Source organism: Sphingobium fluminis (genome assembly GCF_037723805.1).
GTDB lineage: Bacteria > Pseudomonadota > Alphaproteobacteria > Sphingomonadales > Sphingomonadaceae > Sphingobium.
This window is the reverse complement of the sequence record NZ_JBBJUK010000001.1, coordinates 785,498-804,963: the sequence shown is the minus strand read 5'-3', so window position 1 is coordinate 804,963 and position 19,466 is coordinate 785,498. Positions and strand designations below refer to the sequence as shown.

At 63.6% G+C, this 19,466-nt stretch carries 21 protein-coding genes; 10 read left to right on the top strand and 11 right to left on the bottom strand.

Annotation, left to right across the window (positions count from 1 at the left end):
• Positions 1-4: 4 nt before the first annotated feature.
• Positions 5-1,393: a 30S ribosomal protein S12 methylthiotransferase RimO gene (rimO, locus tag WG907_RS04030; RefSeq protein WP_340231832.1), complete on the top strand. Its 1,389-nt coding sequence runs from the start codon at positions 5-7 to the stop codon at positions 1,391-1,393.
• 3 nt (positions 1,394-1,396) lie between these two features.
• Here the strand turns inward: rimO and WG907_RS04025 are convergent, their stop codons facing one another.
• Positions 1,397-1,936 (bottom strand): polysaccharide deacetylase family protein, encoded by a 540-nt coding sequence (locus WG907_RS04025; protein ID WP_340231317.1) that lies wholly within the window; start codon positions 1,934-1,936, stop codon positions 1,397-1,399.
• Positions 1,937-2,236: 300 nt separating this feature from the next.
• On the bottom strand, positions 2,237-2,437 hold the full coding sequence (locus WG907_RS04020) for a hypothetical protein (protein WP_340231316.1): 201 nt from the start codon (positions 2,435-2,437) through the stop codon (positions 2,237-2,239).
• Positions 2,438-2,580: 143 nt separating this feature from the next.
• On the opposite strand from WG907_RS04020, the gene WG907_RS04015 reads away from it, so the two are divergent.
• The 4 genes from WG907_RS04015 to argC all read left to right on the top strand — a co-directional run bounded on the left by WG907_RS04015 (position 2,581) and on the right by argC (position 6,258).
• On the top strand, positions 2,581-3,975 hold the full coding sequence (locus WG907_RS04015) for a leucyl aminopeptidase family protein (protein WP_340231315.1): 1,395 nt from the start codon (positions 2,581-2,583) through the stop codon (positions 3,973-3,975).
• 66 nt (positions 3,976-4,041) lie between these two features.
• Positions 4,042-4,437: a MarR family transcriptional regulator gene (locus tag WG907_RS04010; protein WP_340231314.1), complete on the top strand. Its 396-nt coding sequence runs from the start codon at positions 4,042-4,044 to the stop codon at positions 4,435-4,437.
• Positions 4,409-5,317, top strand: coding sequence for a C40 family peptidase (locus WG907_RS04005; protein WP_340231313.1), 909 nt, complete (start codon positions 4,409-4,411; stop codon positions 5,315-5,317). The genes WG907_RS04010 and WG907_RS04005 overlap by 29 nt, the downstream gene beginning before the upstream one ends.
• On the top strand, positions 5,314-6,258 hold the full coding sequence (gene argC, locus WG907_RS04000; RefSeq protein WP_340231312.1) for an N-acetyl-gamma-glutamyl-phosphate reductase: 945 nt from the start codon (positions 5,314-5,316) through the stop codon (positions 6,256-6,258). Before WG907_RS04005 ends, argC begins: the two co-directional genes overlap by 4 nt.
• A 7-nt stretch (positions 6,259-6,265) precedes the next feature.
• On the opposite strand, the gene WG907_RS03995 is transcribed toward argC, so the two are convergent.
• Positions 6,266-6,475, bottom strand: coding sequence for a hypothetical protein (locus tag WG907_RS03995; RefSeq protein ID WP_340231311.1), 210 nt, complete (start codon positions 6,473-6,475; stop codon positions 6,266-6,268).
• 214 nt (positions 6,476-6,689) lie between these two features.
• Here WG907_RS03995 and WG907_RS03990 point away from each other — a divergent pair, with 214 nt between their 5' ends.
• Together WG907_RS03990 and WG907_RS03985 are read left to right on the top strand one after the other, a co-directional pair.
• Entirely contained in the window at positions 6,690-6,866 is a 177-nt protein-coding gene (locus WG907_RS03990; protein WP_340231309.1) for a hypothetical protein, read from the top strand.
• Between the two features lie 49 nt (positions 6,867-6,915).
• Positions 6,916-8,244 (top strand): PQQ-dependent sugar dehydrogenase, encoded by a 1,329-nt coding sequence (locus WG907_RS03985; protein WP_340231307.1) that lies wholly within the window; start codon positions 6,916-6,918, stop codon positions 8,242-8,244.
• A gap of 17 nt (positions 8,245-8,261) precedes the next feature.
• Here WG907_RS03985 and WG907_RS03980 read toward each other — a convergent pair whose 3' ends face one another.
• Positions 8,262-9,077 carry an ATP-binding protein gene (locus tag WG907_RS03980; RefSeq protein ID WP_340231306.1) on the bottom strand — a complete coding sequence of 272 codons (816 nt, stop codon included), beginning with the start codon at positions 9,075-9,077 and terminating at the stop codon, positions 8,262-8,264.
• An 81-nt stretch (positions 9,078-9,158) separates the two neighbouring features.
• Between WG907_RS03980 and WG907_RS03975 the strand changes: the two genes are divergently transcribed.
• Positions 9,159-10,115, top strand: coding sequence for an L-threonylcarbamoyladenylate synthase (locus tag WG907_RS03975; RefSeq protein WP_340231305.1), 957 nt, complete (start codon positions 9,159-9,161; stop codon positions 10,113-10,115).
• A 6-nt stretch (positions 10,116-10,121) separates the two neighbouring features.
• On the opposite strand, the gene WG907_RS03970 is transcribed toward WG907_RS03975, so the two are convergent.
• The 7 genes from WG907_RS03970 to WG907_RS03940 all read right to left on the bottom strand — a co-directional run bounded on the left by WG907_RS03970 (position 10,122) and on the right by WG907_RS03940 (position 16,666).
• A complete protein-coding gene (locus tag WG907_RS03970; protein ID WP_445326773.1) occupies positions 10,122-10,337 on the bottom strand; it encodes a hypothetical protein in 216 nt (71 codons plus the stop codon).
• A gap of 110 nt (positions 10,338-10,447) precedes the next feature.
• A complete protein-coding gene (msrA, locus tag WG907_RS03965) occupies positions 10,448-10,981 on the bottom strand; it encodes a peptide-methionine (S)-S-oxide reductase MsrA (protein WP_340231303.1) in 534 nt (177 codons plus the stop codon).
• Positions 10,982-11,022: 41 nt separating this feature from the next.
• The gene (locus WG907_RS03960) at positions 11,023-12,729 is read right to left on the bottom strand and encodes a long-chain-fatty-acid--CoA ligase (protein WP_340231302.1); all 1,707 of its coding nucleotides are present in this window, start codon (positions 12,727-12,729) and stop codon (positions 11,023-11,025) included.
• 113 nt (positions 12,730-12,842) lie between these two features.
• Positions 12,843-13,526: a cell cycle transcriptional regulator TrcR gene (locus tag WG907_RS03955; RefSeq protein ID WP_340231831.1), complete on the bottom strand. Its 684-nt coding sequence runs from the start codon at positions 13,524-13,526 to the stop codon at positions 12,843-12,845.
• 115 nt (positions 13,527-13,641) lie between these two features.
• Positions 13,642-14,670, bottom strand: coding sequence for a glycosyltransferase family 4 protein (locus WG907_RS03950; protein ID WP_340231301.1), 1,029 nt, complete (start codon positions 14,668-14,670; stop codon positions 13,642-13,644).
• Positions 14,671-14,685: 15 nt separating this feature from the next.
• The gene (locus WG907_RS03945; protein ID WP_340231300.1) at positions 14,686-15,552 is read right to left on the bottom strand and encodes a UDP-2,3-diacylglucosamine diphosphatase; all 867 of its coding nucleotides are present in this window, start codon (positions 15,550-15,552) and stop codon (positions 14,686-14,688) included.
• A 106-nt stretch (positions 15,553-15,658) separates the two neighbouring features.
• On the bottom strand, positions 15,659-16,666 hold the full coding sequence (locus tag WG907_RS03940) for an NAD(P)H-quinone oxidoreductase (RefSeq protein WP_340231298.1): 1,008 nt from the start codon (positions 16,664-16,666) through the stop codon (positions 15,659-15,661).
• 99 nt (positions 16,667-16,765) lie between these two features.
• Between WG907_RS03940 and WG907_RS03935 the strand changes: the two genes are divergently transcribed.
• Together WG907_RS03935 and clpA are read left to right on the top strand one after the other, a co-directional pair.
• Positions 16,766-16,963, top strand: a complete 198-nt coding sequence (locus tag WG907_RS03935; protein WP_340231830.1) for a DUF1192 domain-containing protein — start codon at positions 16,766-16,768, stop codon at positions 16,961-16,963.
• Positions 16,964-17,118: 155 nt separating this feature from the next.
• Positions 17,119-19,437 (top strand): ATP-dependent Clp protease ATP-binding subunit ClpA, encoded by a 2,319-nt coding sequence (clpA, locus tag WG907_RS03930; RefSeq protein ID WP_340231297.1) that lies wholly within the window; start codon positions 17,119-17,121, stop codon positions 19,435-19,437.
• Positions 19,438-19,466 lie beyond the last annotated feature (29 nt).

Below are 19,466 nucleotides of genomic sequence, written 5' to 3'. Positions count from 1 at the left end.
CCCTATGTGCGCGGCGATCATGGCAACCAAATTTCCGCAAGCCCCCAAGGTGGGCATGGTGTCGCTCGGCTGTCCCAAGGCCCTTGTCGACAGCGAACGCATCCTCACAAAGCTGCGTTCCGACGGCTATCAGATGTCCGCCGACTATGCCGGCGCCGACGTCGTGCTCGTGAACACCTGCGGTTTTCTGGATTCGGCCAAGGAAGAATCGCTCGAAGCCATCGGCGAGGCGATCGCGGAAAATGGCCGGGTCATCGTCACCGGATGCATGGGGAATGAGGCGGAGATGATTCGCGCGAAATTCCCGCAGGTGCTGGCCGTCACCGGCGCGCATCAATATGAGGCCGTGGTCAATGCTGTACATGAAGCATCGCCGCCCGTGCCCAACGCCTTTGTCGATCTGGTGCCCGAGGGCGGCCTGAAGCTGACGCCGCGCCATTACAGCTATCTCAAGATTTCCGAAGGTTGCAATCATCGCTGTTCCTTCTGCATCATTCCGTCGCTGCGCGGCGACCTCGTGTCGCGACGGATCGATGCAGTGCTGCGCGAAGCCGAAAAGCTGGTTCATGCCGGGACCAGAGAATTGCTGATCATCAGTCAGGATACATCCGCTTACGGCGTCGACACCCGCCATGAATCGCGGGTGTGGAAAGGCCGCGACGTGCGCGCGCACATGACCGATCTGGCGCGCGAACTGGGCCAGTTGCGCACCCCGGAGGGCGCGACGCCATGGGTGCGGCTGCACTATGTCTATCCCTATCCGCATGTGGATCAGGTCATCCCGCTGATGGCCGACGGGCTGCTGACCCCCTATCTCGATATTCCGTTCCAGCATGCCGCGCCCAATGTGCTCAGGGCGATGAAGCGTCCGGCCAACGAGGCTAAGGTGCTCGACCGGATCCACAAATGGCGCGGCATCTGCCCCGATATCGCGATCCGCTCCAGCTTCGTCGTCGGCTTTCCCGGCGAAACCGAGGCGGACTTTCAGTATCTGCTCGACTGGCTGGACGAGGCGCAACTCGATCGGGTGGGCGCGTTCCGGTTCGAACCGGTCGAGGGCGCGGCCGCCAATGATCTGCCCGGCGCCGTGCCCGAGGAGGTCAAGGAAGAACGCTACCAGCGGATCATGGCCAAGACCGCCGCGATCAGCGCTGCCAAGCTGGCCGCAAAGGTCGGCCGCGTGCTGCCGGTGATCCTCGACGAGGTGGGCGATCCCGACGAGGAGGATGGCTCCATCGGCGCGACCGCCCGAAGCCAGGCCGACGCGCCCGAGATCGATGGCAATGTTTTCCTGCGCGATGTCGGCGAAGGCCGTCAGCCGGGCGACATTTTCGACATATTGGTCGAGGATGCCGACGAGCATGACCTTTACGGCGTGCCCGTCGCGCCCTGACGATCAGCCGGCGGCGAAGCTGTCCTGATATTCGGTTTTGATCGCCTTGCGCATCGCCGCGTCGACGGGCAGCGCAATGCCGTAACTGCCTTCCGCATAGGGACCCGCGCTATAGGGGCCGACGACGACCTTGATACCGTCGATCAGCTTGCCGTCGCTGGACGTGGGCACCAGCACTTCCTTCATCGGATCGATGCATTTGGTGAAATCGTCATCACCGGGCACCACCGGCGCGCCGCGCTTTTCCGCACGCGCCTTGTCCAGCGCCTTGCAGAAGCGAGGCCCGATCGAGGCGGCGAATGCGGAGGGTGAGGTCATCATCGCGGGAAAACTCGTCTCCCGGCTCCGCTCGCGATCCCAGACCAGCGCGTCGAAGCCGGTCATGCCATGCGCGCCGCCGGTGAAGACATAGGTGCTTGCCTCCAGCACCAGCAGTCGCGGCGTGTCCGCCGCCACGGTCCAGCGGGTCCAGACTGTGGGCGTGAAACGGAAATCCGGATTGTTTGGCGGCGTCGCTGTCTTCTCGCGCCATTTTAAGTGCATCGGCGCGGGATACCGTCATGGCCTTGTCGAACCGCGCGACGAGCGCCGGCACAGACGCTGCCGGCGACGGATAGGCGTAGACGAATTCAAGCAAGTCGCTTTTTTCAGCCTTTTCAAAAGCCTTGGCCGGCGGCGTAGCGGCAGGCTTACCCGCCATCTGTTCGGCGAAATTGCGCGCCTGCGCGTTCGTCGCCGCGTTTCCGGCGGGGCTATCAGCGTCCTTCGCCGGGCCGCAGGCTGACAGTAAAAGGGCCGCCAAAGCCAGCGGCCCTTTGCATCCAATCGAGGTGCACAGTTGCATCAATGGACCTTGGCGGCCTGGCATCGTTCGCTGATCGCCTTGCGGGAATATTCGCTTTGAAGCGCCTCGGCGGCGTTGGGCCAGCCTTCGGCGATCAGAGCCTGTTCGACGGCATGGGCGCTGTCGAACTGTCCGGTTTCGGCAAGGCTGTAAGCGCGAGCGCGCAGCGCCTGAAGCGCCTCATTTTCAGCATGGATCACGATCTTGTCCCTTCCATGGTTTGATCGGGCGACGATACGCCTTCTCGGCACGATAGGCAAAGCGGCGGTCGACCGGGCGGGCCGCCAATGCGATGAGCAAATTGCACTTTCCATCGCGGGCGGCTTTCACCTACATCCGATGCATGACCGACTTTGCCGACCTGCTCAAACCCGATAACAACCAGAGCGCTCATTCGATCCATCTGCTCGATAGCAGGGGATTCGACGCATGGCTTGGGGGGCAGCCCGAACGAAATCGCGCCATCGTGGGCGCGCAGAAATTCCATGGACGGCCGAATGAGTTTGCGATCCTGCCGGGGGAGCATCCATCGCGATGGTCGGTGGTCGCGGGCGTGGCCGACGCCGAAACATTGGGGGCCTGGTGTCTGGCCAAACTCGCCGAAGCCCTGCCCGAAGGCAGCTACCGGCTGGACGATGCGATGCCGGGCGCAGCGGCGTTGGGCTGGTTGACGGCGCAGTATCGTTTCGACCGATATCGCAAGGAAGACCATTCAGCCGGCCCGCGCATCCTGTTCAGCCGCGACGCCGGCCGGATCGACGCGACGGTCAGGCTGGCCGAGGCCGTCGCGCTCGTGCGCGACCTCGTCAATACACCGGCCGCGGACATGGGACCGCCAGATCTGGAGGCTGCGGTGATGGACGTTGCCGCCGCCTTCGGCGCCGATGTGCTGGTCACGCGGGGCGACGACCTCGAACAGGGCTATCCCATGCTCCACGCTGTCGGCAAGGCGGCCGAACGCGTCTTTGCGCCGCGCCTGATCGAATTGTCATGGGGCGACCCCCAACACCCCCGCTTGGCCATCATCGGCAAGGGCATCTGCTTCGATTCGGGCGGGCTGGACATCAAGCCGTCGTCGGGCATGCGCCTGATGAAGAAGGATATGGGCGGCGCCGCCCACGCGCTTGCACTGGCCCGGCTGATCATGGGCGCGCGCTTGCCGGTGCGGCTGCACCTGCTGATCCCGGCGGCGGAAAACGCGATTGCGGGCAATGCCTTTCGGCCGGGCGACATTTTACGGAGCCGCCAGGGGCTCACCGTCGAAATCGGGAATACCGATGCGGAGGGGCGGCTCGTGCTGGCCGACGCGCTCACCAAAGCGATCGAATGCGGGCCAGAACTGATCATCGACTTCGCGACCCTGACCGGTGCGGCGCGCGTCGCGCTGGGGCCGGACCTGCCCGCCCTCTTCACCAATGACGATGCGCTCGCGGCCGAAATGGATGCGGCAGGATCGGCGGTTGAGGACCCGAGCTGGCGCCTGCCGCTCTGGGATGGCTATGCCGATATGCTGAAGTCGGACGTGGCGGACATTAACAATGCAGGCGAAGGCGGCTTTGCCGGCGCGATCACCGCCGCCCTGTTCCTGCGCCGGTTTGTCCCCGATGGCATGCCATGGCTTCATCTCGACACCTTCGCGTGGCGGCCGGCCGCCAGGCCGGGACGCCCCAAGGGGGGCGAGGCCCTGGGGCTGCGCGCCGCATTCCAGATGTTGCAAGGTCGCTACCCGCGACGCTAACGGAAAAAGCGAAAACACGCGTTACCCGTTACGCAACCGGATCAGCCATGGTGCGTTAGGGTGGACATGAGTGCGCAAGCCATCAAGGAAGAGGTTGCTCAGGTGAACGAACCGGGCAGAAAACCGCTAAACGAGTGGATGCGGACACTGGTCGACTATGTGCGATCGGGAAAACCCGATCTCACCAATCGCCAGATGGCGCTGATGATGACGGTCTATATGGGCGCGGGTCCGCATACAGTGCGCGGGCTGGCCGAAATACTCAATGTCTCCAAACCCGTCATTACGCGGGCGCTCAACAAGCTGTCGGCTCTGGGCTATCTCCGCCGGGAGCGCGACGCTGCAGACCGGCGGAATATTTTTATCGCCCGGACGCCCAAAGGGGCGGAATTTCTTGACGCCTTTCATAATTTCATCGCAGGAACCGGCCGCGATGAAAGGCTCAGTTTCTCCCACGCGTAACGCATCTGCGGTTAGGATCCATTTCCGGCTGGAAGGCCGGTCGGTCGCGCTCGATGGCCGCATACACGCTGCGCGCGGTGACCTTGCGGATATTTCGCTCGCTGGCACATTATTTTCCGCCCATTATGCACGCGCCGTAGAACTGACCTGCGTGGCTGGTGGCGCGCCGGTCTTGTCGGCTCCCTCGACGAGCGCGACGGCGGTCAGCGAATTGTTGCGGGGGGAAAGTTTTCACGCGCTCGATATCACGACCCGGTGGGCCTGGGGATTTTGCGGGCATGACGGCTATGTCGGCTATATCCGGCGGGATGCTCTGGACCGGCTGGAAACACCGACCCATCGCATAGTGGCCGATATGGCGCCCCTGTTCAGCACGCAGGATATAAAGGCCCCGATCGCGGACCATTGGCCCGCCGGAGCGCTGTTTTCGGGTCAGGCTTCCGACGATTTCATCGCCACCGGCGAAGGCTTTGTTCATGAACGGCACGCCCGCCCGATCGACGCGCCTGAACGGGATTGGGTCGCCGTAGCAGAGCGGTATCTGGGGCAACCCTATATCTGGGGCGGCCGCGGCCATCATGGCGTCGACTGTTCGGGACTGGTGCAGGTCGCGCTCGGCCGGTGCGGCATGGCGGTGCCCAGGGATACCGACCTGCAATGCGAAGGGATCGGCGCGCCGCTCGCAGCCCAGGCAAAACTGCGCCGGGGCGATCTTATATTCTTTGCCGGCCATGTCGGCATCATGATGGATGGGGAAAGGCTGTTGCATGCCAATGCCCACTGGATGGCCGTGGTGGTCGAGCCGCTCGCCGACGTCGTTGCGCGACTGGCAGTCGATCAAGCGGACCCCATCGTCGCGCGGCGGAGAATTGGGGCATGACGACGCAGATATTCATCGATGGGGCGGTCGGCACGACCGGACTTGAGATCGCCGAACGGCTGGCCGGTCGCCCTGAATTGTCGCTTATCGTGATCGACGAGAAGGACCGCAAGGATGCGCGCGCGCGCCGCGCCGCGCTCAACGATGCAGATGTGGTCATCCTGTGCCTGCCCGACGATGCCGCGCGGGAAGCGGTTGCTCTGATCGATAATGACCGCACCCGCATCATCGATGCGTCCACCGCGCATCGAGTCGCCGACGGCTGGACCTATGGCTTTCCCGAACTGGAACCGGGACAAGCCGAGAGGCTGGCCGGCGCGCGCTTCGTCACCAACCCCGGCTGCTGGCCGACCGGGTTCCTGGCGCTTGTCCGCCCGCTGGTGCTTGCCGGGCTGATCCCCGCCGACTGGCCGGTCACGGTGTCGGGCGCATCGGGCTATTCGGGCGGCGGTAAGGCGATGATCGCGGAATATGAGGGCGCTGGCAGCGCGCCTACCGGCTTCCGCGCTTATGGTCTGGGCCTCGCGCATAAGCATGCGCCGGAGATGCTGCGCTATTCGGGACTGTCGCTTCCGCCGCTGTTCGCGCCTGCGGTCGCCAATGCCTATCGCGGTATGCTGGTGGAGGTGCCGTTGCACCTGCGCGCCCTGCCCGGCGCGCCCGCTGTCGAGGACGTCCATGCGGCGCTTACGGCCGCCTATGCGCACTCACCGATCGTCAGCGTGGCACCCCTGGGCGAAAGCGACGCTTTGTCGCAGCTGCATATCGAACATGTCGGCGCGACCGACCGGCTCGCGCTGTTCGTGTTCGGCAATAGAGATACGGGTCAGGTCCGGCTGGTCGCCGCGCTGGACAATCTGGGCAAGGGCGCGGCCGGGGCAGCGGTGCAGAACCTGAACATCCTCGCGGGCCTGCCCGAAACGGCAGGTCTAAGGCTCTGACGCCCCGTCAGTGGACGGTCCCGAGCGGCTGGTCATAGGCAAGCAGCACGATGAGGCGCTCAATCTGTCGCCAGTGACAAAAATGGATGTGATTACCCAGGTCCCGGCTGCGATCGGCACGGGCGGCGGCTTCATAGCCGGCATCGGCGCCGAAATGCGCGATGAGATCCGCGGCATCGTCGAAGCTCTTGCGGTCCGAAAGATATGGCAATTGCATTCAACCCCCTGATTTTTGCGACCTTATTATTCGAAGCACCATCCAAGTCGCATGCCAGTTGTCAGGATGGCCGTCCACCGCCCGATACGAGGGTAAAGGACGCATTAGCCAAGTCCCATTCTGGCACGCGCGTCCTATCGAGGGACCTGCGGTCCGGATATGGAGCAGAACAAAGCGGCTGGCCTTGGAATGGCTGCCGTGGCAAGGCGCAAGCATGACCACTCCCCGACAATCGCCCCCCACCGGTGCCGGCGCCATCATCGCCTCCCTGATCCTGGCCGGTGCGATCGGCGGCGGCATGCTGGGCCAGCCGAGCGCCGGCCTGCTCGCGGGAGCGGGCCTTGGCATCCTGATCGCGCTTGTCCTGTGGTTACGCGAACGCGGCCGGTAAGTCCGCCGCCCGCCTTGCCGACCGCGTCGCCCAAGCATAAGTGAGGGACATGAAAAAGCATTTGATCGCCTTCAGCCTGATTATCCTCGTCCTTCTGGCCGGCGTGATCTTCTATCTCGCGCAGGGTGACACCGCCCAGTTGCCCCCTGGCGCGGATGTCGGGCGCGAACCGACATTCACGGCGGCGCGCAGTGAAATGGTTCCGACGATCAACGTAGCGGAGGCCAAGCCGTGGCATGCCGGCGAACATCCGACCGCTGCCCGGGGCCTGTCGGCCAGCCGGTTTGCCGATGGACTGGCGCATCCGCGCTCTCTGCTGCGCCTGCCCAATGGCGACATATTGGTGGCGGAGACGAATAGTCCGCCCCGACAGACCGGCGGCATCGTAAGCCGGGTGATGAATTATCTGATGGGCAAGGCCGGTGCCGGCGTTCCGTCCGCCAACCGCATCACCCTGTTGCGCGACGCGGACGGCGACGGCCGTGCAGAGGTGAAGACCGCCTTCCTCACGGGGCTGCATTCGCCCTATGGCATGGCGCTGATCGGCGACACGCTGTTCGTCGCCAATACCGATGCGCTGATGGCCTTTCCCTATAAGACCGGTGACACCCGGATCGTGGCGAAGGGCCGCAAGATCCTGAACCTGCCCGCGCAAGCGCCCAATATGCACTGGACTCGCAGCCTGGTCGCCGGGCCTTCCGGCCTGCTCTATGTGGGCGTCGGCGCCAACAGCAATATCGGTGAAAACGGGCTGGAACTGGAAGAAAACCGCGCCAATGTGCTGGAGGTCAATCCCAAGACGGGCGACTATCGCATCTTCGCCAGCGGCCTGCGCAATCCCGTCGGCCTCGCCTTCGAGCCGGAAAGCGGCGTGCTGTGGGGCGTCGTCAATGAACGCGACATGCTCGGCAGCGATCTTGTGCCCGATTATCTGACGCGCGTCGAATTTGGCGGCTTCTATGGCTGGCCATGGAATTATTGGGGCGGATATGAAGACCGGCGGGTCCAGCCGCAACGGCCCGAAGTGCGCGAATATACCAAGCGTCCCGATTATGCGCTGGGCAATCACGTCGCGCCGCTGGGCCTTAGCTTCGCGGCTGGCGCAAAGCTCGGCGACGCCTTCCGTAACGGCGCTTTCGTGGGCCTTCACGGCAGCTGGAACCGCAAGCCGGCGGCGGGCTATAAGGTAGTGTTCGTGCCGTTCGCCGACAATGGCGAAGTGGGCAAGGCCAAGCCAGTGGACGTGCTGACCGGCTTTCTGGACAGCGACGGGGACGCACGCGGTCGCCCGGTCGACGTGACGATCGACGCGGCGGGCACGCTGTTGGTCAGCGACGATGTGGGTGGCGTCGTCTGGCGCGTCGCGTCAGCGCGCTGACTTCGGCTTAGAGCGGCTTACAGGGGCAGCCCGTTCCGGCCGGCCAGTTCCACGACAAATTGCCACGCGACGCGCCCTGACCGGCTACCGCGCTGGGTCGCCCACCGGATGGCTTCGGCAGGATCGAACGAAAGGCCAAGGCTTTCGGCATAGCCCGTGACGATGGCGACATAGGCCTGCTGGTCCATGGCGTGAAAGCCAAGGCTGAGCCCGAAACGGTCCGAAAGCGCCATCTTGTCATCGACCACATCGCGCGGATTGACCGGGTCATCCTGCTCCGACAGGTGGCGAGGCACGATATGCCGGCGGTTCGAGGTGACGTAGAGCCGGACATTGGCCGGCCGCGCCGCGGTGCCCCCCTGAAGCAGGGACCGCAATGCACGGGCGTCGCCGACCCCCTCCTCAAACCCCAGATCGTCGAGGAACAGCACGAACGGCCTGTCGGTCTCGCCCAACAGCGCGAAAAGCCGGGGAAGGCTCGCCAGTTCGTCGATCGCACATTGCAGCAGCGCGATATCTGTTCCCTCGCTCTGCAGTTGGCCGACCACGGACGCGACGCTCGCCGACTTGCCCGTGCCCCGCGCACCCCATAGCAGCACGTCATGGGCGGCGTGGCCCGCCGCGTGCCGACGCGTATTTTCCAGCAGGACCGATTTCTGCATGTCGATGCCCGACAACAGGGCATAGTTCACCGGATCGAAAGCCGTGACCGCAGTGATCGCCGCCCCGTCCCACACATAGGCGGGCGCTAAGGCCAGATCGGCAGGCGTTGGCGGTGGCGGCGCTAGCCGTTCCAGCGCCTGGGCGATACGGGTCAGCACAGTGTCGGTCATCGGGCGCGCTTAGCCCCCACGTGCACCGGCGGCAAGCATGCCCTTTTGCGCAGCCGCGTTGCACGCTATAGCGCCGACGCCGTGACCCCGCTTCCCCCCGCCCTTTCGACCGGCATTTTTCCCTACGGTCCCGATGCCCTGCGCGAAGCGGCAGATCGCCTGCGCGCCGGGCAGCCGGTCGCGGTGCCGACGGAGACGGTCTATGGTCTCGCGGCCGACGCAACCGACAGCCGCGCTGTAGCTGCGATCTACGCGGCCAAGGGACGGCCGAGCTTCAACCCGCTGATCGTCCATGTTGCAGACCGTCCCATGGCGCGGCGACTGGCCATCTTCTCGCCGCTGGCGGCGAAGCTGGCCGATCATTTCTGGCCGGGACCGCTGACACTCGTCCTGCCGGTTCGCGCAGACAGCGGCTTGTCCCCGCTCGTGACCGCCGGCCTCGCGACGGTCGCGCTGCGCCTGCCGGCCCATCCGGTCATGCGCGCCCTCATCGAAGCGAGCGGCAGACCGCTTGCCGCACCATCAGCCAACCGCAGCGGTGCGATCAGCCCGACATGCGCAGAGCATGTGCGCGCCAGCCTGGCGGGGAGGCTCGGCATGATTTTGGATGGAGGCCCGGCCACGCAAGGCCTTGAATCGACGATCGTCGCGCCGGAGACGGATCATCTGCGCCTGCTTCGCCCCGGCCCGGTGACGGCCGCCATGCTGGAGGCGGCGACGTGCCTTCGCGTGATCGAAGTCTCACATTCAACGAGCATCGAAGCGCCCGGCCAACTCGAAAGCCATTATGCGCCGTCCAAGCCGATGCGCCTGAACGCGCTTGAGGGGGATGGGGCCGAATATATGATAGGCTTCGGGTCGGTGCATGGCGACATCAACCTGAGCCCGACCGCCGACCTGAATGAAGCGGCGGCGATGCTGTTCGCGGCGCTGCACATCGCCGACGCGAGCGACGCCAGCCAAATCGCGGTAGCCCCGATCCCGATCGAAGGGATCGGCGCGGCGATCAACGACCGGCTGAAGCGCGCGGCGGCCTGAGACTAGTCAGTCGCAGTCGCGGCAAGCGCGGCGGCGTTCCTGATCGGCTTTCTTTCGCTCCCTGCCTTCGCGCGCTTCCTGCTTGCGCATCTTGCGGCCATAATTGCGGTCTGCTTCGTCTTGGCTAGTGGTCGCCCAGTCCGCCGCCTGCGCGCCGGCGCGCACCGGCGCCGTCACGACACTGGCCACTGTCCGGACGCAGCCCGGCAAAACGAGCATCATTAACGGCGCTGCGATCAAATAGCTCTTCTTCACGTCCTGGTCCCCCGACTTTGCCAAATCCGCGCCCTCATCGCACGGCCGACATTAACCTCGCCCTAAGCCGGATGACATCAGCTTTCGACCCGTTCGGCAAAATTCTTGCGCAGTTTGGCGAGCTTGGGCGGAATGAGGGCCATGCAATAGGGATTACGATCGCCGACGCGGTCCCAATATTTCTGGTGATAATCTTCCGCCGGATACCAGGGGGCGTCAGCCTCTATCGTCGTCACGATCGGCCGGGCGTGATCGGGTGCCGAGCGCAAGATCGCCGCTTTCGCCTCCTGCTCCTGATCGGGTGAATGCGGAAAGATGGCGGAGCGATATTGGGTGCCGACATCATTGCCCTGACGATTGAGTGTCGTCGGATCGTGCGTCGCAAAGAAGATATCGAGCAGATTGCCATAGGAAATCACATCGGGGTCGAACGTTACCCGGACCGCCTCGGCATGGCCGGTCTTGCCCGAACACACCTGTTCATAGCTGGGATCGGGATTGGCGCCGCCAATATAGCCGCTTTCGACCGATGCGACGCCCTTGAGATTCTGATAGACCGCTTCGGTGCACCAGAAGCAGCCACCCGCTAGCGTCGCGATTTCCTGCGCCATTGATCGTTCCTCAATCTGCTGAGCGATCAAGATAGGAAAGGTCAGGCCGGCGTTCCAGTCTCCACTGCCGGCCTTTCCGCCTTGGCCCGCTCTTCCGCGACCAGTTCCTTGCGTGACAGCTTGCCGACCAGCGTTCTGGGCAGGTTCAGTCGCACCTCGACCTCGCACAGCTTTTCATGCTTTCCCAGTTGCGGATTGAGCCAGTCCTTGAGCGCCGGGCCGTCGACGACCGCGCCGTCCTGAAGCGTGACGAAAGCCTTTGGGCATTCGCCGCGATAATGATCGGGAATGCCGATGACGAGCGCTTCCTTGACCGCCGGGTGATGATAGAGGAGCGCCTCGATCTGGCTGGGAAAGACCTTGAAGCCGCCTACCGCGATCATGTCCTTCAGTCGATCGACGATCTTCACATAGCCGTCGGCGTCGATCAGGCCAACGTCGCCCGTGCGAAGCCAGCCATCGATAAAGACTTCGCGATCCGCATCCGGGCGCTGCCAATAGCCCTTCATGATCTGCGGCCCGGAAAAGATAAGTTCGCCGGGTTCGTCATCGGGGGGCGGCCGGGTCGGGTCCTCGCGATGGACCAGCCGGACCAGCGTGCCGGGCACTGGCTGGCCCACCGTGCCGGTCTTGTTCAGGCCCTCATAGGGATTGGAACAGACCACCGGGCTGCTTTCGGTCAAACCATAGCCTTCGACGAGTTTCGACCCCGTCACTGCTTCGAATCGCTGCTTGAGTTCTAGCGGCAGCGGCGCGCCGCCCGATATGCACAGGCGCAGTGACGAAAAATCTATATTGCCCGTCGCCGGATGGTCGAGCAGCGCCTGATACATGGTCGGTACGCCGGGAAGCGACGTCGCCTTCGTCCGCTGGATGGCTGCCAGGACCTGTACCGCTTCGAACCGGGGCAGCATCACCATCTCGCCCCCGTTCAGCACCGTCCGGTTGAGCGTACAGGTGTTGGCGAAGACGTGAAAAAAGGGCAGAACCGCGATGATCCGGTCATCCAGGTCGGTATGCGGGTCCATCATCCGGATCTGTCGCGCATTGGCGGTGAGATTCTGGTGGGAGAGCATGGCGCCCTTCGGCGTTCCTGTCGTTCCACCGGTATATTGCAGCAGCGCGATATCTTTGTCGGGATCGATCGCGACCGGATCGGGATCGTCGCCATGCTGGAGCAGCTTGGCGAAGCTCGTGATGCGCGGATCGTGGGGGACGGGCGCGGTCTCCGCTCGCTTGAACATCCGGAACAGCAGCGACTTTGCCGGTGACAGCGCTTGCGCGACGCTGCCCACGATCAACCGTTCCAGACTGCTGTTGTTCAGCACCTTGGTCGCCGTCGGCAAAAGGGCTTTGGCCGATAATGTGAAGAGGATCTTCGTTCCGCTATCCTCGACCTGATGCTCCAGTTCGGCGGCGGTATAGAGCGGCGAGAAATTGACGACCGTCGCCCCCGCCATCATCGCCCCATAATAGGCCGCGACATAGTGGGGGACGTTGGGCAGGAAAAGGCCGACCCGGTCGCCCTTGCGCACGCCCATGGCCTGAAGCCCCTTGGCAATGCGACGGATCGCCGGCAGCATTTCACCATAGCTGGTCTTGCGCCCCATGAAATCGATCATCACGGCGTCGGGCTTCGCCGTGGCGCTCTCCACTACCATATCGACGACCGACAAGGGCGGAAAATTCTGATCCCAGGCAACGGGGTGGCTATAATGGGCCACCCACGGCTTTGCTATGCTCTCCATGGGGAGAGTGTATGGGGCAGCCCTGCTTTACGCAAGCGTAAAGGGCGCGACATTAGCGGTAGGCCGGTTTACCCGCCAGCGCGCCGTCACCTGCGGGCAACGGCGCCATGAGATCAGACATGACCATTATTGTCGCTGAATGGATCGAGGATCTTGGCGGCCTCCGAAATCAGGTCGCTTTCCATCCTCAACGCCTCTTCGGCGCGACGCACGCCCTCGGCGCGCTCACGGCGCAGCTCCTCGATCAGGGCCGCGCGATCGCCGTCCAGACGCGAGTCCGTGGGTGCTTCGATACCGGCCTTCTTTGCCGCCTTGGCGACCAGCGCATCCAGTTCACGCTGCGAACACAGGCCCAGCGTCACCGGGTCCTTGGGCGTGATGTTGGAAATGTTCCAATGGCTGCGATCCCGGATCGCGGCGATGGTGGTCCGCGTGGTGCCGATCAGCTTGCCGATCGCGCCGTCCGAAATCTCCGGATGGTTGCGCAATATCCAGGCGATGCCATCCGGCTTGTCCTGCCGCTTGGAAACCGGCGTGTAGCGCGGCCCCTTGGTGCGGCGGACGGGCTCGGGCCCTTTGAGCATCTTGAGGCGATAATCCGGGTTCTGCTCGCCCTTGTGGATTTCCTCCATCGTGATTTCATGCGCGCGTACGGGATCGCGGCCGGTATATTTGGTCCCGGCGGTATCGTCGGCGATCGCCTGAACCTCCAATATGTGAAGCCCGCAGAATTCCGCGATCTGGTCGAAGCTCAAAGCGCTATTGTCGACCAGCCAGCTGGCGGTCGCGTGGGGCATCAGGGGCTGGGACACGAACATTCTCCGGCACGCAAAAATGATAAGGGCCGCCCAATCAGGGCGGCCACGATGCGTGAGGGATAGTGCATGATGCCCCATGGAGCAAGGAAAAGCGTCAGGCCGCGCTATCCAGGCATTGCGGGTCGATCGCATGCAGGCCCGCCAGGAACTCTTGCGCACTGCGTTCCCAGCTGAAGGTCCGGCCATAGGCGGCGCAGGCGGCACGGTCGCATCGCAATGCTGCTGCGATCGCATCTTCCAGTCGGTCCGACAGAGCGCCTGTTTCGGGCGTCAGAATGTCGACCGGCCCGGTTACAGGATAGGCCGCCACGGGGGTGCCGCAGGCCAGCGCCTCGATCATCACGAGACCGAACGTATCGGTCCGGCTCGGAAAGACGAACACGTCCGCCCCGGCATAAGCGCCCGCCAGCGCGGGTCCGAACATCGATCCCAGAAAATGCGCCTCGGGATAGGCGCGTTCCAATGCCGCGCGCGCGGGCCCGTCGCCGACCACGACCTTCGACCCGGCATGGCCGTTCGCCAGAAATGCTTCCAGATTTTTTTCGACCGCCACTCGTCCGACATAGAGCTGGATCGGATGTTCGAGCGTGGCGAAGATCGCGGGCGGCGTCGCTCCGGGCGTGAAAGCGTCCAGATCGACGCCCCTGCCCCATGGGCGCACCCGCACGATCCCGTGGGCGCGAAGCTGTGCCCTGACCGATCGCGTCGACACCAGCACAGCCTGCGCGGCACCATGGAACCAGCGTATATAGCGCCAGAACCACGCAGCAGGCAGCCCGGTCCGGCTGGCGACATATTCAGGGAAATGGGTATGATAGGCCGTAGTGAATGGCACGCCCATGCGCAGGCACCAGCGCCGCGCCGCAAGGCACAGCGGACCTTCGGTCGCCAGATGCACCGCATCGGGATGAAAGCCGGCGATCGCCGCTCCCACTACGGCGGGCCGGACCAGCGCCAGGCGAATCTCGGGATAGGTGGGACAGGGAATGGAGCCGTACAGATCGGGAGAGATCATCCTGACCTGGTGCCCCAGCTTTTCCAGTTCATCGCGCATCGTCAGCAACGTGCGGACCACGCCGTTGACCTGTGGCAGCCAGGCGTCGGTAACGATCGCGATGCGCATCGGTCCGCGCTGCCGTCAGGCCGCGATGCGCGCGGGTTCGGCCGGCGCGCGGGCCGCAATCTCGTCGGCCCAGTGCAGCACTTCCATCCGCCCGTCGAAATGTTCGACCAGCGCGGTGCATCCTTCGACCCAGTCGCCGTCATTATAATAGGTCACGCCGCCGATCTCGCGGATTTCGGCGTTGTGGATATGACCGCATACTACCCCGTCGACGCCGCGCGTTCCGGCTTCGTGCGCCACCACTTCCTCGAAGCGGGAAATGAAGGCGACGGCATTTTTGACCTTATGCTTGGCCATTTTGGACAGCGACCAATAGGACAGCCCCATTCGCTGCCGCACCGCGTTCACCATCACATTGAGCCGCATCAGCATGGAATAGGCCGCGTCGCCGACGAAGGCGAGCCAGCGATGGGCCAGCATGATCGTGTCGAACTCGTCGCCGTGTAGCACCAGCAGCTTCCGCCCATCGGCGGTCTGGTGAATCGCTTTGCGGCGAATTTCGACGCCACCAAAACTCATGCCGGTGAACTGGCGGAACATTTCGTCATGATTGCCAGGGATGTAGACGACCCGCGTTCCGCGACTGGCGCGCTTCATGACCCGCCAGACCACGTCATTATGCGTGGCGGGCCAGTAGAAACGCTTTTTGAGCCGCCAACCGTCGATAATGTCTCCGACCAGATACATGGTGTCGCTGTCCACGCTGTCGAGGAAATCGATCAGCATCCGGGCGTTGCATCCACGGGTGCCCAGATGAATGTCGGAAATCCAGATGGTGCGATAGCGACGACGCTCACCCTCGTTCCGCTCGGGGACATGGGGTCCGCTCCGGTACGCTTGCGCGATGTCCGATGCAAAAGGCAGGCGCGTGATGGCGTTCATGATGGAGCCTCGGGCTATTGTCCTTCGATGCCCGCTTTAGCGCCCCAATGTGACAAGTCCGCGCCGAACATGACGGAAATGCGTCACTCGGCATGGTGGTGCATGCTCAGGGGATCAGCACGATCTTTCCGAAATGCTCGCCGGCATCCATTCGCGCATGCGCCTTGGCGGCATCGCTCAATGCAAAGCGCTGGTCCATCGCCGGTCGCAGCCTGCCATCCTCGACGAACGCCCAGGCCGTCCGCATCAGTTCGTCCGCGACCAGCCCCTTGAAAGCGACCGAGCGCGGCCGCAGGGTCGATCCGGTCAGCGTCAGTCGTCGCGCCATCAGCGCCGGCAGAAAGATATCGGCCTTGGGACCGCCCAGGGTAGCGATCGATACATGCCGGCCGTCGTCGGCAAGGCATTCGATGTTGCGCGGCACATAATCGCCACCGACCATGTCGAGCACGGCCTGGCACCCGCGCCCGCCGGTGATCCGCTTCACTTCTTTCACGAAATCCTGGGTTCGATAATTGATCGCATGGGTCGCGCCCCAGCCTCTGGCAGCCTCGCATTTCTCGTCCGTGCCGCAAGTCACGATGATGGTGATATCGAAAAGCCGGCACAGGCTGATCGCCATGGTCGCGATGCCGCTCGTCCCGCCATGCACCAGCACGGTGTCCCCCTCGACCGCATAGGCGCGCTCGAACAGGTTGGTCCACACGGTAAAAAGCGTCTCGGGCAGCGCCGCCGCTTCGACTATGTCGTAATCGTCCGGCACCGGCAGGCAGAGCGCCGCCGCGGCCACCGCATATTCGGCATAGCCTCCCCCCGGCAGCAGCGCGCATACACGCTGGCCCACAAGCATATCGGCGCCCTGCCCCGCTGCCACGATAGTGCCGGACACTTCCAGCCCCGGAATGTCGGACGCCCCCGGCGGCGGCGGATATTTGCCCATGCGCTGCATTACGTCCGGCCGGTTCACCCCAGCGGCCGCCACCTGGATCAGCACCTCGTCGGCGCCGGGGATCGGCACCGGCCTCCGCTCGGGCACCAATGCGTCCGGGCCACCCGGCACCGGTACGCCGATCGCCACCATGTCGCGCGGCAATAAGTTGTCGTGACCCGTCATGCCCGCCCCCGGTCGTCATCATGCTGCACCGCACCGAAATCGACGGACGGAACACCCATCCTTATTGACAGACTGGAAAGCAGGGTCAACATTGCCATTATGGACATGGATAATGATCTGCCGCGCAAGGCCGATGATCCGCTGGCCCGGCTCATCCAGCAGGATCTGGGGCCATTATCCGTGGCCGATCTGGAAGCGCGCGTAACGGCGTTGGAAGGCGAAATATCTCGCACCAGAGCAAAATTGAAAAGCGCCGTTAACCATAAGGCAAGTGCCGAGGCGTTATTCAGGCGATGAACCCGCGCCTTGCCCCTTGCGGTCTGCAAACGGACTTCACCGGGCATGGGCAGTCTGGCAATTCCGGTGATCAGGGACGCGTCCTTGATCTGCCGTCGAGCAATGCCGACATATGGTTCCACACCGCCCCTCATCGGGGCCAGGAGTAGACGGACATGCCATCTTTCGCGACCGCCCTTGAAACCACCCTGCACAACGCGCTGACGCACGCGTCCGAGCGCCGCCATGAATATGCGACGCTCGAACATCTGCTGCTGGCGTTGATCGATGACGAACATGCGTCGAAGGTTATGCAGGCTTGCGGCGTGGAACTGGGCGAACTGTCCGATGCGGTAACCCAGTATCTCGATACCGAACTCGACAGCCTCAAGGTAGAGGGTGCGAGCGATCCTTCGCCCACCAGCGGCTTCCAGCGCGTCGTCCAGCGCGCCATCCTCCACGTCCAGTCGTCCGGCAAGGATGAGGTGACCGGCGCCAACGTGCTCGTCGCGCTCTTTTCCGAACGCGAAAGCTATGCCGTCTATTTCCTGCAACAGCAGGATATGAGCCGCCTCGATGCCGTCAGCTTCCTGAGCCACGGCGTCGGCAAGGGCACCCCCGCACCCGAACGTCAGGAGACCAAGGGCGCTGCCGAGGAGGAAAAGAAGGTGCAGGACGGCAAGGGGAAGAAGGACAGCGCGCTCGACCAGTTCACCGTCAACCTCAATGAGAAGGCGGCACGCGGCAAGGTTGATCCCCTGATCGGCCGTGCGGCCGAGGTGGATCGCACGATCCAGATCCTGTGCCGCCGGTCGAAGAACAACCCGCTTTACGTGGGCGATCCCGGCGTCGGCAAGACCGCGATTGCGGAAGGCCTCGCGCGCAAGATCATAGAGGGCGAGGTGCCCGACGTGCTCAAGGAAGCAGTCATCTATTCGCTCGACATGGGCGCGCTGTTGGCCGGCACCCGCTATCGCGGCGATTTCGAGGAGCGACTGAAGGCGGTCGTCACCGAACTGGAAAAAATGCCGCACGCCGTCCTCTTCATCGATGAGATTCATACCGTCATCGGCGCCGGTGCGACCAGCGGCGGGGCGATGGATGCCTCCAATCTGCTCAAGCCGGCTCTGTCGGGCGGGACGATCCGCTGCATCGGCTCGACCACCTACAAGGAATTCCGCAATCATTTCGAAAAGGACCGGGCTTTGCTCCGGCGTTTCCAGAAGATCGACGTCAACGAACCGACGGTCGAGGATACGATCAAGATCCTCGCTGGTCTCCGCTCGGCGTTCGAAGAGCATCATCACGTCAAATATACGCCCGACGCGATCAAGGCGGCGGTCGAGCTATCGGCGCGCTACATCAACGACCGCAAGCTTCCCGATAAGGCGATCGACGTGATCGATGAAGTCGGCGCGATGCAGATGCTGGTTGTGCCGTCCAAGCGGAAAAAGACGATCACCCCCAAGGAGATCGAACAGGTCATCGCGACCATGGCCCGCATCCCCCCCAAGACGGTATCGTCCGACGACAAGAGCGTGCTGGAATCGCTGACGACCGACCTCAAGCGCGTCGTGTTCGGCCAGGACAAGGCGATCGAGGTGCTGTCCAGCGCGATCAAACTGTCGCGCGCGGGCCTGCGCGATCCCGACAAGCCGATCGGCAACTATCTCTTCTCGGGCCCCACCGGCGTCGGCAAGACAGAGGTCGCGCGCCAGCTCGCCACCTTGCTCGGCATCCCGCTCCAGCGTTTCGACATGTCGGAATATATGGAACGCCATTCGGTCAGCCGCCTGATCGGCGCCCCTCCAGGCTATGTCGGCTATGACCAGGGTGGCCTGCTCACCGATGCCGTCGATCAGCAGCCGCACAGCGTCCTGCTGCTGGACGAAATCGAAAAGGCGCATCCCGACCTGTTCAACATCTTGTTGCAGGTGATGGATAATGGCCGCCTGACCGATCATCACGGCAAGACCGTCGATTTCCGCAACACCATCCTCATCATGACGACCAATGCCGGTGCGTCGGACATGGCAAAGGAAAGCATCGGTTTCGGCGAACTGACCCGCGAGGACGTACAGGAGGACGCGGTGAAGAAGCTCTTCACCCCCGAATTCCGCAACCGCCTCGATGCGATCGTGCCTTTCGGCTATCTGCCGCCCGAAATCGTCGCGCGCGTCATCGACAAGTTCGTGCTTCAGCTGGAGATCCAGCTTGCCGACCGGGACGTCCACATTACCCTGGACGAAGATGCGAAGGCATGGCTGACGAAGAAAGGCTATGACAAGCTGTACGGCGCGCGTCCCATGGGTCGGCTGATGCAGGAAAAGATCAAGCAACCGCTGGCGGAGGAGTTGCTGTTCGGCAAGCTGGTCCATGGCGGCGAGGTGCATGTCCGCATGAAGGATGAAGCGCTGGCCTTCGAAATTACCCCGGCCGCTCCGAAAAAGAGCAAGAAGGGTGGCAAGGCGAAGACCGACGAACAGGCGAAATAGGGCGCATCACTCTTGAAGCCCGCGCCACG

Excerpts from the sequence above, each read along its gene's own strand:
- rimO (WP_340231832.1), top strand. The coding sequence starts at position 5 with ATGTGCGCGGCGATCATGGCAACCAAATTTCCGCAAGCCCCCAAGGTG.
- WG907_RS04025 (WP_340231317.1), bottom strand. The coding sequence starts at position 1,936 with ATGCACTTAAAATGGCGCGAGAAGACAGCGACGCCGCCAAACAATCCG.
- WG907_RS04015 (WP_340231315.1), top strand. The coding sequence starts at position 2,581 with ATGACCGACTTTGCCGACCTGCTCAAACCCGATAACAACCAGAGCGCT.
- WG907_RS04010 (WP_340231314.1), top strand. The coding sequence starts at position 4,042 with ATGAGTGCGCAAGCCATCAAGGAAGAGGTTGCTCAGGTGAACGAACCG.
- WG907_RS04005 (WP_340231313.1), top strand. The coding sequence starts at position 4,409 with ATGAAAGGCTCAGTTTCTCCCACGCGTAACGCATCTGCGGTTAGGATC.
- argC (WP_340231312.1), top strand. The coding sequence starts at position 5,314 with ATGACGACGCAGATATTCATCGATGGGGCGGTCGGCACGACCGGACTT.
- WG907_RS03995 (WP_340231311.1), bottom strand. The coding sequence starts at position 6,475 with ATGCAATTGCCATATCTTTCGGACCGCAAGAGCTTCGACGATGCCGCG.
- WG907_RS03990 (WP_340231309.1), top strand. The coding sequence starts at position 6,690 with ATGACCACTCCCCGACAATCGCCCCCCACCGGTGCCGGCGCCATCATC.
- WG907_RS03985 (WP_340231307.1), top strand. The coding sequence starts at position 6,916 with ATGAAAAAGCATTTGATCGCCTTCAGCCTGATTATCCTCGTCCTTCTG.
- WG907_RS03980 (WP_340231306.1), bottom strand. The coding sequence starts at position 9,077 with ATGACCGACACTGTGCTGACCCGTATCGCCCAGGCGCTGGAACGGCTA.
- WG907_RS03970 (WP_445326773.1), bottom strand. The coding sequence starts at position 10,337 with ATGATGCTCGTTTTGCCGGGCTGCGTCCGGACAGTGGCCAGTGTCGTG.
- msrA (WP_340231303.1), bottom strand. The coding sequence starts at position 10,981 with ATGGCGCAGGAAATCGCGACGCTAGCGGGTGGCTGCTTCTGGTGCACC.
- WG907_RS03960 (WP_340231302.1), bottom strand. The coding sequence starts at position 12,729 with ATGGAGAGCATAGCAAAGCCGTGGGTGGCCCATTATAGCCACCCCGTT.
- WG907_RS03955 (WP_340231831.1), bottom strand. The coding sequence starts at position 13,526 with ATGCCCCACGCGACCGCCAGCTGGCTGGTCGACAATAGCGCTTTGAGC.
- WG907_RS03950 (WP_340231301.1), bottom strand. The coding sequence starts at position 14,670 with ATGCGCATCGCGATCGTTACCGACGCCTGGCTGCCACAGGTCAACGGC.
- WG907_RS03945 (WP_340231300.1), bottom strand. The coding sequence starts at position 15,552 with ATGAACGCCATCACGCGCCTGCCTTTTGCATCGGACATCGCGCAAGCG.
- WG907_RS03940 (WP_340231298.1), bottom strand. The coding sequence starts at position 16,666 with ATGACGGGTCACGACAACTTATTGCCGCGCGACATGGTGGCGATCGGC.
- WG907_RS03935 (WP_340231830.1), top strand. The coding sequence starts at position 16,766 with ATGGACATGGATAATGATCTGCCGCGCAAGGCCGATGATCCGCTGGCC.
- clpA (WP_340231297.1), top strand. The coding sequence starts at position 17,119 with ATGCCATCTTTCGCGACCGCCCTTGAAACCACCCTGCACAACGCGCTG.